11 protein-coding genes and 1 riboswitch are annotated in these 16,105 nt (G+C 56.6%); of the genes, 2 read left to right on the top strand and 9 right to left on the bottom strand.

Annotated features, from left to right (window positions below; all coding sequences use genetic code 11):
* Nucleotides 1-37: 37 nt before the first annotated feature.
* Together rapA and polB are read right to left on the bottom strand one after the other, a co-directional pair.
* Entirely contained in the window at nt 38-2,944 is a 2,907-nt protein-coding gene (gene rapA, locus GC090_RS17015) for an RNA polymerase-associated protein RapA (RefSeq protein WP_033740345.1), read from the bottom strand.
* Between the two features lie 155 nt (nt 2,945-3,099).
* Nucleotides 3,100-5,460 (bottom strand): DNA polymerase II, encoded by a 2,361-nt coding sequence (gene polB / locus GC090_RS17010; RefSeq protein ID WP_324020499.1) that lies wholly within the window; start codon nt 5,458-5,460, stop codon nt 3,100-3,102.
* Between the two features lie 167 nt (nt 5,461-5,627).
* Here polB and GC090_RS17005 point away from each other — a divergent pair, with 167 nt between their 5' ends.
* Nucleotides 5,628-6,392: a DedA family protein gene (locus GC090_RS17005; protein ID WP_324020497.1), complete on the top strand. Its 765-nt coding sequence runs from the start codon at nt 5,628-5,630 to the stop codon at nt 6,390-6,392.
* Here GC090_RS17005 and thiQ read toward each other — a convergent pair.
* The 4 genes from thiQ to sgrR form a co-directional block, all read right to left on the bottom strand.
* Nucleotides 6,389-7,090 (bottom strand): thiamine ABC transporter ATP-binding protein ThiQ, encoded by a 702-nt coding sequence (gene thiQ, locus GC090_RS17000; RefSeq protein WP_324020495.1) that lies wholly within the window; start codon nt 7,088-7,090, stop codon nt 6,389-6,391. The genes GC090_RS17005 and thiQ overlap by 4 nt on opposite strands.
* Nucleotides 7,074-8,684: a thiamine/thiamine pyrophosphate ABC transporter permease ThiP gene (thiP, locus tag GC090_RS16995; protein WP_324020492.1), complete on the bottom strand. Its 1,611-nt coding sequence runs from the start codon at nt 8,682-8,684 to the stop codon at nt 7,074-7,076. Before thiP ends, thiQ begins: the two co-directional genes overlap by 17 nt.
* Entirely contained in the window at nt 8,660-9,646 is a 987-nt protein-coding gene (gene thiB, locus GC090_RS16990; protein ID WP_324020491.1) for a thiamine ABC transporter substrate binding subunit, read from the bottom strand. Before thiB ends, thiP begins: the two co-directional genes overlap by 25 nt.
* Before the next feature lie 43 nt (nt 9,647-9,689).
* Nucleotides 9,690-9,794, bottom strand: a riboswitch (TPP riboswitch).
* A gap of 35 nt (nt 9,795-9,829) precedes the next feature.
* Complete coding sequence (gene sgrR / locus GC090_RS16985) at nt 9,830-11,491, bottom strand: HTH-type transcriptional regulator SgrR (protein WP_324020489.1); 1,662 nt, start codon at nt 11,489-11,491, stop codon at nt 9,830-9,832.
* Nucleotides 11,492-11,744: 253 nt separating this feature from the next.
* On the opposite strand from sgrR, the gene GC090_RS16980 reads away from it, so the two are divergent.
* Nucleotides 11,745-12,923 carry an MFS transporter gene (locus tag GC090_RS16980; protein WP_033740244.1) on the top strand — a complete coding sequence of 393 codons (1,179 nt, stop codon included), beginning with the start codon at nt 11,745-11,747 and terminating at the stop codon, nt 12,921-12,923.
* A 72-nt stretch (nt 12,924-12,995) separates the two neighbouring features.
* Here the strand turns inward: GC090_RS16980 and leuD are convergent, their stop codons facing one another.
* From leuD to leuB, 3 genes are read right to left on the bottom strand one after another with little or no spacing between them, the layout of a single operon-like run.
* A complete protein-coding gene (gene leuD, locus GC090_RS16975) occupies nt 12,996-13,601 on the bottom strand; it encodes a 3-isopropylmalate dehydratase small subunit (RefSeq protein ID WP_324020487.1) in 606 nt (201 codons plus the stop codon).
* Between the two features lie 10 nt (nt 13,602-13,611).
* Nucleotides 13,612-15,009 (bottom strand): 3-isopropylmalate dehydratase large subunit, encoded by a 1,398-nt coding sequence (gene leuC / locus GC090_RS16970; protein ID WP_006117660.1) that lies wholly within the window; start codon nt 15,007-15,009, stop codon nt 13,612-13,614.
* A gap of 4 nt (nt 15,010-15,013) precedes the next feature.
* Nucleotides 15,014-16,105 carry a 3-isopropylmalate dehydrogenase gene (leuB, locus tag GC090_RS16965; protein WP_006117661.1) on the bottom strand — a complete coding sequence of 364 codons (1,092 nt, stop codon included), beginning with the start codon at nt 16,103-16,105 and terminating at the stop codon, nt 15,014-15,016.

The raw sequence follows: 16,105 nt of genomic DNA, 5'->3' as shown, positions 1-16,105 counted from the left end.
ACATTATTCCAAAAAAGAGGGCCTTGCGGCCCTGAACTTACTGATGCGTAACCACAATCAGACGCAGCGCATCCAGGCGCCAGGTGGCTTCATCCAGACTTTCCAGCACCTGCTCACGATTGCTTTCCAGCGCGTCAACTTCATCGTCACGAATATTGGGGTTGACGGCTTTCAGGGCTTCCAGACGCGATAACTCGGCCCCCAGCTTTTCACTCGCTTCACGCCGTGCCGTATCGATTATGGCACGTGCTTCACTGACGACTTCTTTTTCCGCCAGGGTAAGAATAGCGTGAACATCCTGCTGGACGGCGTTCACCAGCTTACTGCCTGTGTGGCGGTTGACCGCATTCAACTGACGGTTGAAGCTCTCGAACTCCACTTTACCTGCCAGGTTAGTGCCCTTGCGATCTAACAGCAAACGCACAGGCGTTGGCGGCAGGAAACGGGTTAACTGCAGATGCTTAGGTGCCTGAGATTCCACCACGTAAATCAGTTCTACCAGCAGCGTGCCGACAGGCAATGCCTTATTCTTCAGCAGCGACAGCGCACAACTGCCCGTGTCGCCCGACAGGATCAGATCCAGGCCGTTACGGATCAGCGGATGTTCCCAGGTAATAAACTGGGTATCTTCACGCGACAGGGCCTGATCGCGGTTGAACGTGATGGTGCAACCGTCTTCAGGTAAGCCCGGGAAATCCGGGACTAGCATATGATCTGACGGCGTCAGCACAATCAGGTTATCGCTACGATCTTCCTGATTGATGCCCACGATATCAAACAGATTCAGGGCAAAGTTGACCAGCTCGGTGTCGTTATCCTGCTCGGCAATGGTATTCGCCAGCATCTGCGCGGCGTCGCCGCCGTTCGAGTTCAACTCCAGTAACCGATCCCGACCTTGTTCAAGCTGAGATTTCAGCGCGTCATGCTGTTTACGGCAGGCGTCGATAAAGTCATCAAAGCCTTCACTGTTTTCCGGCGCAGCCAGATAATTAATCAGTTCAGCGTGCACGCTGTCATAGAGGGTTCTGCCGGTCGGACAGGTGTGCTCAAAGGCATCCAGCCCTTCGTGATACCAGCGCAGCAGGACCGCCTGAGCGGTTTTTTCCAGCCATGGCACCAGAATCTGAATGTCATGCGCCTGACCGATACGATCCAGACGACCGATGCGCTGCTCCAGCAGATCCGGGTTAAACGGCAGATCGAACATAACCAGGCGGCTGGCGAACTGGAAGTTACGGCCTTCAGAGCCGATTTCTGAACACAGCAGAACCTGTGCGCCGTTTTCTTCTGAGGCAAACCAGGCCGCAGCCCGATCGCGTTCAATAATCGACAGCCCTTCGTGGAACACGGCGGCACGGATACCTTCACGCTCGCGTAATACCTGCTCCAGTTGCAGAGCGGTTGCGGCCTGCGCGCAAATCACCAGCACCTTCTCTTTACGGTTGCTGGTCAGATAGCCCATAAGCCATTCTACACGTGGATCGAAGTTCCACCAGGTGCCGGTGTCGCCTTCAAACTCTTGATAAATCTGCTCCGGATAGAGCAGGTCGCGCGCGCGTTCTTCGGCGCTTTTACGCGCGCCCATGATGCTGGAAACTTTGATGGCCGTCTGGTACTGAGCTGGCAACGGCAGGCGAATGGTATGCAATTCCCGTTTCGGGAAGCCCTTCACGCCGTTACGGGTGTTACGGAACAACACGCGGCTGGTGCCGTGGCGATCCATCAGCATGGAAATGAGTTCCTGGCGCGCCTCTTGTTTGCCCTCGCGGTCACTGTTGGCGACCTGTAGCAGCGGTTCGATATCCTGCTCGCCAACCAGCTCATTGATCATATTCATCTCGTCTTGCGAGATGGGATTATCCGCCAGCAGGGAGGTGACCGCATCGGCAATCGGACGGAAATGCTGTTGCTCTTCGACGAAGGCGGCGAAGTCGTGGAAACGATCGGGATCGAGCAGGCGCAGGCGTGCGAAGTGGCTTTCCATGCCCAGTTGTTCTGGCGTGGCGGTCAGTAGCAGGACGCCTGGTGTGTTTTCGGCGAGCTTTTCAATGACCTGGTATTCACGACTTGGCTCACCTTCAGACCAGGCCAGGTGATGCGCTTCATCGACCACCAGGAGATCCCAGTCCGCGTCGGCCAGCTTATCAAGACGCAGCTTATTGCGACGAACAAAGTCCAGCGAACAGATAATCAGTTGTTCCGTATCGAAGGCATTGTCGCTGTCGTGCTGGGCTTCGGCGTAACGATCGTCATCGAACAGCGCAAAGCGCAGGTTGAAGCGGCGCAGCATTTCAACCAGCCACTGATGTTGCAGCGTTTCTGGTACCACAATCAGTACGCGCTCAGCGCGGCCAGCCAACAGCTGCTGCTGAATGATCATACCGGCTTCGATGGTTTTACCCAGACCCACTTCATCCGCCAGCAGAACGCGCGGTGCATGGCGACGGCCCACATCATGGGCGATATGCAACTGGTGGGGAATCAGGTTGGTACGCATCCCACGCAGGCCACTGACGGGCAGGCGGTACTGTTCACTTTGATATTTACGCGCACGAAAACGCAGGGCGAAGCGATCCATGCGATCGAGCTGGCCAGCGAACAGACGATCCTGGGGCTTGCTGAACACCAGTTTGCTGTCGAGCATGACTTCACGCAGCATCACGTTGGTTTCTTCAGTATCCAGGCGCGTACCGATATAGGTTATCAGGTCATTGTCATTACGGACTTCATCCACCCGCATTTGCCAGCCCTCATGGCTGGTCACGGTATCGCCCGGGTTAAAAATCACGCGGGTGACGGGCGAGTCGCTGCGAGCGTAGAGGCGATTTTCCCCTGTGGCCGGGAAGAGCAGCGTGATCATGCGAGTATCGATCGCCACCACGGTACCTAATCCCAGTTCACTTTCTGTATCACTAATCCAACGCTGACCTAATGTAAAAACCATATAATTTTTGCTCGAATTTTTAACGTTTTTGAAGGTGTTCCCCATTCTCAGGCAATAGCATGTCAACCAGGCAAAAGGGGCCTGGTGCGTATGTCAGAGCAGTGAGTTTTGAGGAAGGGCGTTATGGTACTGGATGGCAGGGCATTCGTCACCTGTCAAAAAAGCCCCAGTTGCCCGGTAATCAGTGTAGCAAAGTCACCCTCGACGAAAGGCAAAATGCCTTCGGCAACAGGTTGCAGCTGTTTCGTGACGTAGTGATCGTAGTCGAGCGGCGTGGTCCGGGCTTCAACGGGTTCGGGGCCGCCCGTCGCTATCACATAGCGAATGCGGCCACCGGTCTGATATTGCAGCGGCCGACCCAGTTTACGGTTGTGTTCATCCGCCAGACGGGCGGCGCGCACGTGAGGCGGCACATTGCGTTCATACTCCTTCAGCGGACGACGCAGGCGTTTCTTATAAATGAGCTGATCGTCCAGTTCGCCCGCCAGCAGCTGTGTTACGGTTGTGCGGACGTACTCTTCCCAGGGCTGACGATGAAATATCCGGCTGTAGAGTTCCTGCTGAAACTGCTGCGCCAGTGGCGTCCAGTCGGTCCGGACGGACTCCAGCCCTTTAAACACCATACGTTCACTGTCGCCTTCACGAATTAATCCCGCGTAGCGTTTCTTACTGCCCTGTTCCGCACCGCGAATGGTTGGCATCAGGAAACGGCAAAAGTGATTTTCATATTCCAGTTCGAGTGCGCTCATCAGGCCATATTGCTGCTGGAGATGTTCACGCCACCAGTCATTGACCTTCGCGGCCAGTGCGCGGCCTGTTGCTTCCGCCTCGGCTTCATCCCGGGCGGACTTCAGCCAGACAAAGGTAGAATCCGTATCGCCATAAATCACATCATAGCCTTCTGCTTCAATAAGCTCGCGGGTTTGCTGCATGATGGCATGACCGCGCAGCGTAATCGACGAGGCCAGGCGAGGATCAAAAAAGCGGCAGGCGCTGGTGCCCAGCACGCCATAAAACGCATTCATAATGATTTTCAGGGCCTGCGACAGGGGCTTATTGCCCTGTTTTTTCGCGGTTTCGCGTCCCTGCCAAATCTGTTCCACAATCGCGGGCAGGCAATGCGTTTCGCGTGAGAAGCGCGCCTCACGAAAGCCGGGCACCGAATCCGCATCCGTTGGGTGCGCCAGCCCTTCGATGAGGCCGACGGGATCGATCAGAAAGGTGCGGATAATCGAGGGATAAAGACTTTTGTAATCCAGCACCAAAACGGAATCATACAGGCCTGGCCGGGAATCCATCACATAGCCGCCGGGGCTGGCTTCCGGCGCAACATCGCCGAGATTGGGGGCGACAAAACCGACCCGATGCATGCGGGGAATATACAGATGGCTGAAGGCCGCCACAGAGCCGCCGTGGCGATCGACCGCCAGCCCGTTAACGGCGGCGCGCTCCAGCAAAAACGGCATGATCTCGGTTTTATGGAAGATGCGTGTGACCAGCTCGCAGTCCTTCAGGTTATAGCGTGCCAGCGCCGGTTTATCGTTGGCAAAACGCCAGTTTATCTCTTCCATGCGCTGCCACGGGTTATCAATAGCTTTGCCTTCGCCGAGCAGTTGTTGTGAAACCGACTCCAGACTAAAAGAGGGGAAATCCCAGAAGGCGGATTTCAGCGCATCAATACCGTCAATGATCAGCCGACCTGTCGCCTGGGCAAAAAACACGCCGGGTTTAAAACCGTGCTCACGCCATTCTAGTACAGCCTGCTGGCGGCCCAGGCGTAACGGAATGCCATAGCGGTCGGCATGTTTCTGCAGAACGCGCAGGTCAAACTGCACCACGTTCCAGCCGATCACCACATCGGGGTCGTGGTCGGCAAACCAGCGATTGAGCGCCTCCAGCAGTTGAGGGCGGGTTTCCAGGTAAATGAGTTCGAAATCCAGTGCGCTGGCATCGCCGTTAGGCGGTCCCAGCATGTAAACCTGACGCTGGCCGCAGCCTTCAAGGCCAATGCAGTAAAGCTCGCCATGCTGGGTGGTTTCGATATCCAGTGAGACCCATTTCAGCGGTGGGCGGTAGTCAGGATGCGGTTTGAGCCGGGCGTTAACCAGCGCATCGCCCTGCGCGTCACCATCGAACCACACGGGCGCGGTGATAAACCGTTCCATCAGATAGCGTTCAGGCGGACGAATATCGGATTCGTAAAGGGGAATGCCGTTTTCGCGCAGTTTCTTTTCAATCCACTGAAGCTGGCGATGCTGGCGGCAGTAAAGGCCAAATACCGGCCGGCGGCGAAAATCGGTTAACTGGAGAGGCTGCATGCGCACCTGGCGCTCGTCCTGTAGCAGCGTTTCGACCTGCGCCTGGTACTCGCAGGGAATAAACGTCACCGATTCCTGCACGGGCAGCACGACGCGCTGAGCACCGTCATCGGTGGCCAGCCAGAGCGTAATTTCGGTGCCTTGCGGCGTATCGCGCCAGTGACGGCTCAGCAGAAACCCTGCGCGGGGCTTATTCACGTATTCTCCAGGCTGATAGCGAATCGGACATGCGGTTAAAAAGTATAACATGGATATTTATACAGTGTCTCCCGGTGCGTTTTGTCAATATTGGCCTACAATTCTTGCCTTGACGCTGTGATGTCTGCTCTGGACAATCCAGCCTTCTGCTTTTTCTGAGGATTGATATGGAAGCCTGGGTTCAACACCTGATTACACAGTCGCTGGAGTGGGCGCTGTTTGCCGTGGCGCTGGTGACGTTTCTGGAGTCACTGGCGTTTGTGGGGCTGCTGCTCCCCGGCACCGTGATGATGGCGAGCCTTGGCGCGCTGGTGGGCAGTGGGCAGATCGGTTTGTATCCCGCATGGGCCGCTGGCTTCGTCGGTTGTCTGCTTGGCGACTGGGTTTCTTACGGGATTGGCTGGAAATTTCAGGGGCCGCTTCATCGCTGGAAATACCTGCAAAAATACAATGGGCTGCTGGATAAAACCGAACATGCGCTGTATCAGCACAGCATGTTTACCATTCTGGTCGGCCGTTTTGTGGGACCCACTCGCCCGCTGATCCCGCTGGCGGCAGGTATGCTGGAATTGCCGGTACGCAAGTTTCTGCCCCCCAATCTGATCGGCTGTATTTTATGGCCCCCGCTTTATCTGTTGCCGGGGATTCTGGCAGGCGTGGCGATTGATGTCCCGAAAGAAGCCCAGGGCGGTCACTTTATCTGGCTGCTGGTTGCCGTTGCCCTTGTGGTGTGGCTGGGATGCTGGCTGTGCTGGCGCTGGTGGCGCGGTGAAAAGACCCGCGACTGGGCCACCGCGTATTTGCCGCCTGAACGACTGCGCTGGCTCGCGCCACTGGGCCTGGTCGTGGCCGTTGCGGCCTTCGTCGGTATTCAGTTTCACCCGATGATGCCAGTTTTCCGCCACCTGCTGTGGCAGGTCTTTATCGGTTAACGACGTGGGATGCCGAGCACATCGGCTTCCCGCACGTCCCCTGACAGCAGCCGGTCCGTTGCGCCATCCCAGTAAACCCGTCCATCTACCACCACCACGCTGCGTGGCGCAATCTGCTGCGCATCTTCAAGACTGTGCGACACCATAAGTAATGTGATTTCACGGGCTTCGCAGACGGTACGCACCAGGTTGAGCATCTCGCCACGCAGTGCCGGATCAAGCGCCGAGAAAGGTTCATCCAGCAGTAATACCGGCCGCTCGCGCAGCAGGCAGCGTGCCAGCGCTACGCGCTGACGTTGTCCACCTGAGAGCTGGCCTGGCAGGCGCGACAGCATCTCACTGAGCCCGACCTGCTGTGCAATGGTGGCGACCTGCTGACGCTGGTCCGCAGTCAGCCTGAGCCCGGGATGTAAGCCCAGCCCCAGATTCTGTTCCACGCTGAGATGCGGAAACAGGTTGTTTTCCTGAAACAGCATCGATACCGGGCGCTGAGCGGGCACGCTTTGGGTATGATCGACGCCATCCATCATCAGACTGCCCTGGCTGACGGGCAGAAAGCCGGCAATCAGATTTAACAACGTACTCTTACCCGCGCCGCTTGGACCAAGAATCGCCAGCCGTTCGCCGCGCCCGGCGTGAAGGCAAAAACGCATCGGCAAATGCTGATACAGGTAAGTCAGATTATTCAGTGTCAGCATGGCGACCCGGTAATTTTTCCATCAGAGTAAACAGAGACAGGCAGAGCACCAGCAACAGTAATGCGGTAACGGCTCCGTCGGCCCCGCGATAGGCACCAATCTGCTGATAGAGGTAGAACGGCAGCGTACGGAAATCGGCGTTACCGAACAGCGCCACGACGCCAAAGTCTCCAATTGACAGTACGCAGGCAAACGCCAGCGCCTGTGCCAGTGGCCGCTTCAGTGCACGGAGTTCTATCAGCGTCAGGCGGTTCCAGCCGCTGATCCCTAATGCACCGCACAGGTGGTTGTAGCGTTCTGCGATATCCCGCATCGGGTTTTCCAGCACTTTCAGGGCATAGGGAATGGCGATCAGTGCATTGGCGAACATCACTATGCCATCTGCCGCATCGGGCAGCCCTGTAGTGGCATTCAGCAGCAGGAAAAAGCCGGTTGCCAGCACGATACCCGGCATGGCCAGAATCAGCATGCCGCTGGTGTCCATAAATTGTGCGGCAAGTTTACGCTGGCGCAGGCGCAGTTCGCGGCTGCTCCAGAGCAGCATGGTCGTCAGTAACACGCACAGCACGCCAGCGCCCAGGGCGATGCGCAGTGAGGTGAATGTTGCCTGCCACAACGCCGGTTGTTGCAAGGCGCCGCGCAGTCCGCCGTCCAGGCCATTAATAATCACTGCGATCAGGGGCGGTAGCAGTAACAGCAAGGCTAAACCGATGAGAGCAATGTCGCTGATGCGCGCCAGCACGGAATCCTGCGGATCGCGCCAGCCCTGGCGCTGCGTGTTGCCAGCGGGAATGGCGTGACTGAAGCGCTGACTGAGAAGCACCAGCACCAGGCAGCAGCAAAGCTGAATCAACGCCAGGAGTGCGGCGCGTCCCGGATCGTAGTCATAACTTAAAGCCTGAAAAATGGCCAGTTCGATAGTGGTGGCCCGCGGCCCGCCACCCAGTGAAAGAACCGTGGCAAAACTGGCGAAGCAGAGCATGAAAATCAACGCACCGGTAGGCAGTAACTGGCGACGTAGCCACGGCCATTCAAGGAGCCGAAAGTGATGCCAGCCACGGATATTCAGCTGTGCAGCAAGCTGACGCTGTTCGGCCGGAATGCTTTCCAGCGCCTGCAGCATCAGGCGCGTGGCCAGCGGCAGGTTGAAAAAAACATGGGCCAGCAAAATGCCCTGAAGCCCGTAAGGCGAGAAGTGATAGTCCACGCCAAGCCAGGCGCAAAGCCGGGCCAGCCAGCCCATCCGACCATAGACAGTGAGCAGACCAAATACCGCGACCAGCACCGGCAAGACCAGCGTCATGGCGCACAGGCGTAATAATCCCTGACGGCCAGGAAAACGGCGTCGATAGAGAGCTCGGGACAGCGGAATGGCCGGCAGCAAAGAGAGCAGGGCGGAGAGCAGCGCCTGCGTAAATGAAAAGCCAATCACATGATGCAGATAGGTATCCTGCAGAACCGCGCGCCAGTCGATCGCCGGGGCCGCCATCCACAGTGCAGCAAAAGCTGACAACGCCACGCTGCAAAGCAGCAACGTGGCGAGTGAACCCGGAATCAGCCAGAAGGGGATCAGCGACTCACGGCGCGTTGCCATTGGCTGACCCATTGTGAACGGTGGCTGGCGACGGCTTCAGGCGAAAACTGTAATGCCGTCTTCGGCACGCTGAGTGAAGCAAAGCCTGCAGGCAGGTCGGTTTTGATCACCGGGTACATCCAGTTGCCGGTTGGAATCGTATTCTGGAAAGCGGGCGTGACCATGAACTGCATAAACTGCTCTGCCAGTTTTGGTTGTTTGCTGTTAGCCAGGCGGGCTGCCACTTCCACCTGCAGATAGTTGCCTTCGGCAAACGGTGCCGCGGCATAGTTATCCTTCTTCTCTTCAATAATGTGATAAGCCGGCGACGTGGTATAGCTCAACACCAGATCGCTCTCGCCTTTCAGAAACAGACCGTAGGCTTCACTCCACCCTTTGGTCACCGTGACGGTTTTCTTTGCCAGCTTTTGCCAGGCTTCAGGCGCCTTGTCCCCGTAGACTTTTTGCATCCACAGCAGCAGGCCAAGGCCCGGCGTGCTGGTGCGGGGATCTTCATAAATCACGCGCCATTTTTCGGGGCTTTCGACCAGTTCTTTCAGGCTCTTTGGTGGGTTTTTCAGCGTGTTTTTGTTATAGACGAACGCGAAGTAGCCGTAATCGAAGGGCACAAAGGTGGTGTCCTTCCAGCCGCCGGGAACCTGCAATTTACCGGTATCAACGTCGCTTTTGGCAAACAGCCCGGTTTGTTGCGCGGCCTGCAGGAGGTTGTTATCCAGCCCTAAGACCACATCGGCCTTGCTGTTCTTGCCTTCCAGACGGACGCGATTCAGCAGCGAACCCCCGTCTTCCAGGGCCACATATTTCAGTTCGCAACCGCACTGGGTTTCAAAGGCTTTTTTAACGGCCGGACCGGGTCCCCAGTCAGCGGAAAACGAATCATAGGTGTAAACCGTCAGGACAGGTTTGGCCGCGAAGACCGGGGCAGAGAGTAACAGCAGCACGGGCAGGACGTTTTTTAACACTTTGCGCTCCTATAGCGGCAGGGTTGAGTCGCAAAGGATCTGAGCAAAGTTGCCTCTCAAATCCCTACGTCGGCATTAACCGATTCAGGTTCGACGGGTATATCTCAGCGCTCTGACATGATGGAAAGAGGCACCCCGTTGAGAACGTCACATTCTAGTCACTTAATGCCCGCCGGGAAAGGATCACAGCGTGGGCGGTGCAAACCAGGCGGATTTAAAGTCAAACCACCCCAGCGTATTCATCCGTACCCCGCGCATACTGCGCTGGCCTTCCAGCAGCAGCCAGTGATGAAACAACGGATGAAGCCAGTTGCTTTCAACCAGCTGTTTCGCCCATTCAGCAAGGGGGAGCGTTTTCTCACGCCAGCGCGCAGCATCCTGCTGCCAGTTCACCGGCAGGCAGTGCTGCAACAACGGGACTTCGTATAACAGCGCAAACAGAGAATAGTCCAGGGGCAGGGTAAAGTTGACGCTGCCGAGCCAGATATCGCTTTCACCTGTGCCCTGATGCCAGGATTCATAACTGACCTCACGCACGTCCAGCGTCACGTCGTGTTGCGCCAGTAGTGGACGCAAGGCATCGGTGATACTGACGTGCTCAATGTGCTGGTTATAAACGGTCAGCGTCAGGTGTGTCAGGCCTGCGGGTTTTTCTACCGGTGTCAAATCACGCCGGTGGTGCCAGCGGGGCAGCAGGCCGTAAGCAGGAAACCAGTAACGCTGGTAGCCCAGATCCGCATTGTTCAGTAAGGCAATGGGGTTAAGCAGGAAGCTAAGCCAGCGTCGAATGCCCGGTTCGCCTGCCTTCGCGGAGCGCTGGTCAAACAGTAAAAAGTAGCAGCCCTCTTCAAGCCGACTCTCTTCCTGTTTCTCATCGGCCTGTTCGCCCTGCAGGCGAACACCGGCATAAACCACTTCGTCACTGATTTCGGGCAGCACCCATACCGACACGTCATCGATCAAGGCGCGATAGCCAAAGTAGTCGTCGAAGGCTTCGATCTTCAGCTGACTTTGCTGATTGCGGATGACCCGATAGGGCCCTGTCCCTATGGGCTGACGGGCAAAATCGCGCATATCGGGCCACTCGCGCGGCAGAATCATGGCGCTGACGCTGCCCAACAGCCAGGGTAGCCAGCGGTCGGGCTGATCTAAATAGATATCCAGCGTCCAGGGGGCAGGGGAGTCAAGTCGCTGAAGATGGCAAAACAGCGGATGCTGGCGCAGGCGCTCAAGGCTGGCAATCACATCGTCCATGTCGAGTTCCCGGCCATGATGGAAACGGATAGCCGGACGTAAATAAAAGCGCCAGTGTCGATCCGAATGTTGCTGCCAGTGATGAGCGATATCGGCTTCGATTTCCCCCTTTTCCTCATTTATGCGTGTCAGACCGCTAAAAATCTGGCGAGCGATATGGGTTTCTGACCGACGCAGGGGCGATCCAGGCAGCAGATTGAGCAGAGGGCGATAGTAGAGAACGCGCAGAATATGTTTTCCCTGCCGGAAACTGCGGCCCAGATGCGCGCTGATCATCTGTCTGACCTGATCTTTATCGCCGACAAGCTGCACCAGTTGATCAATACGATCCTGTTCCAGCAGGTCTTTAGCGCGCTGCTGCTGCAGGGTTAGTCCGGTGTAGCAGAAGGTGAGCACGGATCGCTTGCCCCGTCCGGCCTCCGCCTGCCAGGTGAGCCAGCCGGCTTCCTGCATCCTGTTAAGCAGGTTCCGCATATGGCGACGTGAACAGTGCAGGGCGTCGGCCAGTTCACCCAGGGTGGTTTCCTGCGATTGCCCCTGACAGCTCTGCCACAGACGAATGAACTGCTGCTTCAGACGTGATGACGACATAAAAGAGGAACTCCCTCTGAAACCTGCTCTGTTTTTCCTGCCCTATTTTAGAGGCAAACTTTCTCGCATTGGAAGAGCGGGAGGCATTCAGCGATGGATGGCGCTCTGACATGGACGGCAGCGATGCCCGTCCCTTCTGAGTAGTGTGCTACGATTTTGCCAGCAGAGTTATTCTGCTGGTTTTTTTTACGTTGCAGGTTATGGTCGGGGGACACGCTTCCCGTTTCTATTGTTGTTCTGTCAGGGATAAGGCATGAAATCTTTATTAGCATTCTCGCGCCGTTTCAATCCAGTGTTTTTCGCTTTTATGGTGACCGCCTTTATCCTCGGCGTAGCGGGCGCGCTTCAGGCACCGACGCTGAGCCTGTTTTTATCGCGAGAAGTGCAGGTGCCGCCGCTGTGGGTTGGGCTGTTTTTTACCCTCAATGCCGTTGCCGGGATTGTGGTGAGCATGATGATCGCAAAACGTTCCGACCGGGTCGGCGATCGCCGCAATATCATCTTGCTGTGCTGCATGCTGGCATTGGCAAACGCACTCCTGTTCGCCTTTACCCGCCATTATCTGACGCTGATAACGCTGGGCGTACTGCTGTCGTCGCTGGCGAATGTCGCCATGCCGCAGCTTTTTGCCCTGGCGCGTGAATATGCCGACAGTGCTTCGCGCGAAGTGGTGATGTTCAGCTCTGTCATGCGTGCTCAGGTCTCGCTGGCCTGGGTGATTGGCCCGCCATTGTCATTTGCGCTGGCGCTGAATTTTGGCTTTGTCACGTTGTTCAGCGTGGCCGCCGGGCTGTTTTTTCTCTGTTTTCTGCTGATCTGGTTCACGGTGCCCTCGGTGCCGCGCACCGCGTCCCTGATGCAGTCAGGCGGAATTCCGCTGAGTGGCTGGCGTATTCGTGATGTGCGTATTTTGTTTGCCGCATCGACGCTGATGTGGACCTGCAACACCATGTATATCATCGACATGCCGTTATGGATCAGTACGGATCTGGGCTTACCTGAAAATCTGGCCGGAATCTTAATGGGCACGGCTGCCGGGCTGGAGATCCCGGTCATGATCGTGGCGGGCTTTTACGCCAAACGATGGGGCAAGCGGAATATGATGGCCGCCGCCGTGGCTGCTGCCGTCGTGTTCTACAGCGGCCTTATCCTGTTTCACAGCCATCTGGCGCTGCTGATCCTGCAGGTGTTTAACGCCCTGTTTATCGGCGTGGTCGCAGGCATTGGCATGTTGTGGTTTCAGGATCTGATGCCTGGACGGGCGGGCGCGGCCACCACCCTGTTTACTAACAGCATTTCGACCGGGATTATCCTGGCGGGGCTATGTCAGGGTGCGCTGGTTGAACATTTTGGGCACGGCAGTGTGTACTGGGTGATTGCAGCGATTTCGCTGGTTACGTTGGTGATGATCAGAAGAGTCAAAGAGGCGTGATCCGCGCCTGTGAGATGCGCAGGGCAAAAAAAAGCCCGGTCAGCAGACCGGGCCGTACGGTGATAACGAAGCTTAGCGCATAAAGGCAGGCTGGTTATTTTCGTAAGCTGAAATCGCGCTTTCGTGCTGCAGCGTCAGGCCGATGCTGTCCAGTCCGTTCAGCATGCAGTGGCGACGGAAATCATCAATCTTAAAGCTGAAGGTCTTGTCGCCGGCTTTAACCACCTGCGCTTCCAGATCCACTTCGAAGCGGATGCCCGGACGGGCTTTTACCAGGGTAAACAATTCGTCTACCTGCTCCTCAGTCAACGTGACCGGCAGCAGTTGGTTATTAAAGCTGTTGCCATAAAAAATATCGGCAAAGCTCGGCGCGATGACGACTTTAAAACCGTAATCGGTCAGTGCCCATGGCGCATGCTCACGTGACGAACCACAGCCAAAGTTTTCACGTGCCAGCAGGATGGATGCCCCTTTGTACTCCGGGAAGTTGAGCACGAAATCCGGATTAGGCTCCAGGCCGTGATCGTCCAGGAAACGCCAGTCGTTAAACAGATGCGCACCGAAACCAACACGCGTCACTTTCTGCAAAAACTGCTTTGGAATGATGGCGTCGGTGTCGACGTTAGCGGCATCCAGTGGCACCACCAAACCCGTATGTTGCGTAAATTTTTCTGCCATGATGGCGTCCTTATGTCAGGCTGCGAATATCAGCGAAATGGCCATTAACGGCAGCAGCAGCGGCCATCGCCGGGCTGACTAAATGTGTCCGTCCGCCACGGCCCTGGCGGCCTTCGAAGTTACGGTTACTGGTTGAAGCACAACGCTCGCCGGGATTCAGGCGGTCGTTATTCATCGCCAGACACATGGAGCAGCCAGGCAGGCGCCATTCAAATCCGGCCTCAATAAAGATCTTATCCAGCCCTTCGGCTTCGGCCTGGGCTTTAACCGGGCCTGAACCTGGCACCACCAGAGCCTGAACGCCCGGCGCAACTTTACGCCCTTTGGCAATCGCGGCGGCGGCGCGCAGATCTTCAATGCGCGAGTTAGTGCAGGAACCAATAAAGACTTTATCGATGCTGACGTCGGTCAGTTTGATACCGGGTTGCAGGTTCATATAAGCCAGCGCCTTCTCTGCGGATGCCCGCTCCACGGGATCCGCAAACGAGGCCGGGTCGGGAATCTGCGCATCCACCGCGATAACCTGCCCAGGGTTCGTTCCCCAGGTAACCTGCGGGGCGATCTCTTCTGCACGCAGCGTCACGACGCGGTCAAATTTCGCGTCCGGATCGGATTTCAGCGTGCGCCAGTATTCAACGGCCTGCGCCCATTTCTCACCTTCCGGTGAAAACTGACGTCCTTTCAGGTAGGCGAAGGTGGTTTCATCGGGGGCCACCAGACCGGCTTTTGCGCCCATCTCGATAGCCATGTTACACAGCGTCATGCGGCCTTCCATGCTCAGCGCTTCGATCGCGGAACCACAGAATTCGACAACATGGCCGGTACCGCCCGCGCTGCCGGTTTTGCCGATAATGGCCAGCACGATATCTTTCGCCGTAATGCCCGGGGCAACCGTACCTGTCACTTCAATCTTCATGGTTTTAGCACGGCCCTGTTTCAGGGTTTGGGTGGCAAAAACATGCTCGACTTCAGAGGTACCGATACCGAAGGCCAGCGAGCCAAAAGCGCCGTGTGTAGCCGTGTGCGAGTCACCGCAGACAATGGTCATGCCCGGTAAGGTCATGCCTTGTTCCGGACCGATGACGTGCACGATGCCCTGGAACGGGTGATTCAGGTCATATAACTGCACGCCAAATTCCGCACAGTTCTTGATCAGCTCCTGCATCTGAATACGGGCCATTTCACCCGAGGCATGAATATCTTTGGTCTGGGTAGAAACGTTGTGATCCATGGTGGCGAAGGTTTTCGACGGCTGGCGCACTTTACGACCGTGCGCCCGCAAGCCATCAAACGCCTGCGGTGAGGTCACCTCATGAATCAGGTGACGGTCAATATAGAGCAGCGGCGTTTCATTCGGCGCTTCGTGAACGACATGTGCATCAAATAACTTCTGGTATAAAGTTTTCATTTTATTATTTTTCCTCGGCGACAAAGCGAGCAATGATGCTGCCCATCTCATCGGTGCTAATCGCAGGGCCATCACCGGCTAAATCTTTGGTGCGGTAACCTTCGGCTAACGCACGGCTGATGGCGCGTTCAATACTGGCAGCGGCCTCATCGGCGTTCAGGCTGTAGCGCAGCAGCAGTGACAGCGACAAAATCTGAGCAATCGGGTTGGCAATGTTCTGCCCGGCGATATCCGGTGCGGAGCCGCCAGCCGGTTCGTAGAGGCCAAAGCCGTCTTCGCTCAGGCTGGCTGAGGGCAGCATGCCCATAGAACCGGTGATCATCGCGCACTCGTCTGACAGAATGTCGCCAAACAGGTTTGAGCACAGCAGCACGTCGAACTGAGAAGGATCTTTAATCAGCTGCATGGTGGCATTGTCGATGTACATATGGCTCAACTGCACATCGGGATAATCTTTCGCAATCTCGTTGACGATCTCGCGCCACATGACCGAGGTTTGCAGTACGTTGGCTTTATCCACGGAGGTCACTTTGTTGCGGCGCTTGCGGGCGGACTCGAAAGCCTGACGTGCAATACGTTCGATTTCAAAGCGATGGTAGACTTCGGTATCAAACGCGCGTTCATGCGGACCGCTGCCTTCACGTCCTTTCGGCTGACCAAAATAGATGCCGCCGGTCAGTTCACGGACACACAGAATGTCGAAACCGCGTGCCGCGATATCGCTGCGCAGTGGACAAAACGCTTCAAGACCGCTGTACAGCGCCGCTGGGCGCAGGTTACTGAACAGTTTAAAATGCTTACGCAGGGGAAGCAGCGCGCCACGTTCGGGCTGGGAAGCCGGGGGCAGGTGCTCCCATTTTGGCCCGCCCACGGAACCGAACAGAATCGCATTAGCCTGCTCACAACCGGCTACAGTGGCCGGGGGGAGCGGTTCACCATGGCGGTCAATGGCGATGCCACCCACATCGTATTCGCTGGTGGTAATACGCAGATTAAAGCGCTGACGAACGGCATCTAATACCTTGATAGCCTGCGCCATCACTTCCGGGCCGATACCGTCGCCCGCCAGTACTGCGATATGTGAAGAGTTTGACAT

Source organism: Pantoea sp. JZ29 (assembly GCF_035190385.1).
Lineage (GTDB): Bacteria > Pseudomonadota > Gammaproteobacteria > Enterobacterales > Enterobacteriaceae > Pantoea > Pantoea stewartii.
This window is presented reverse-complemented; position numbering and strand designations above follow the sequence as displayed.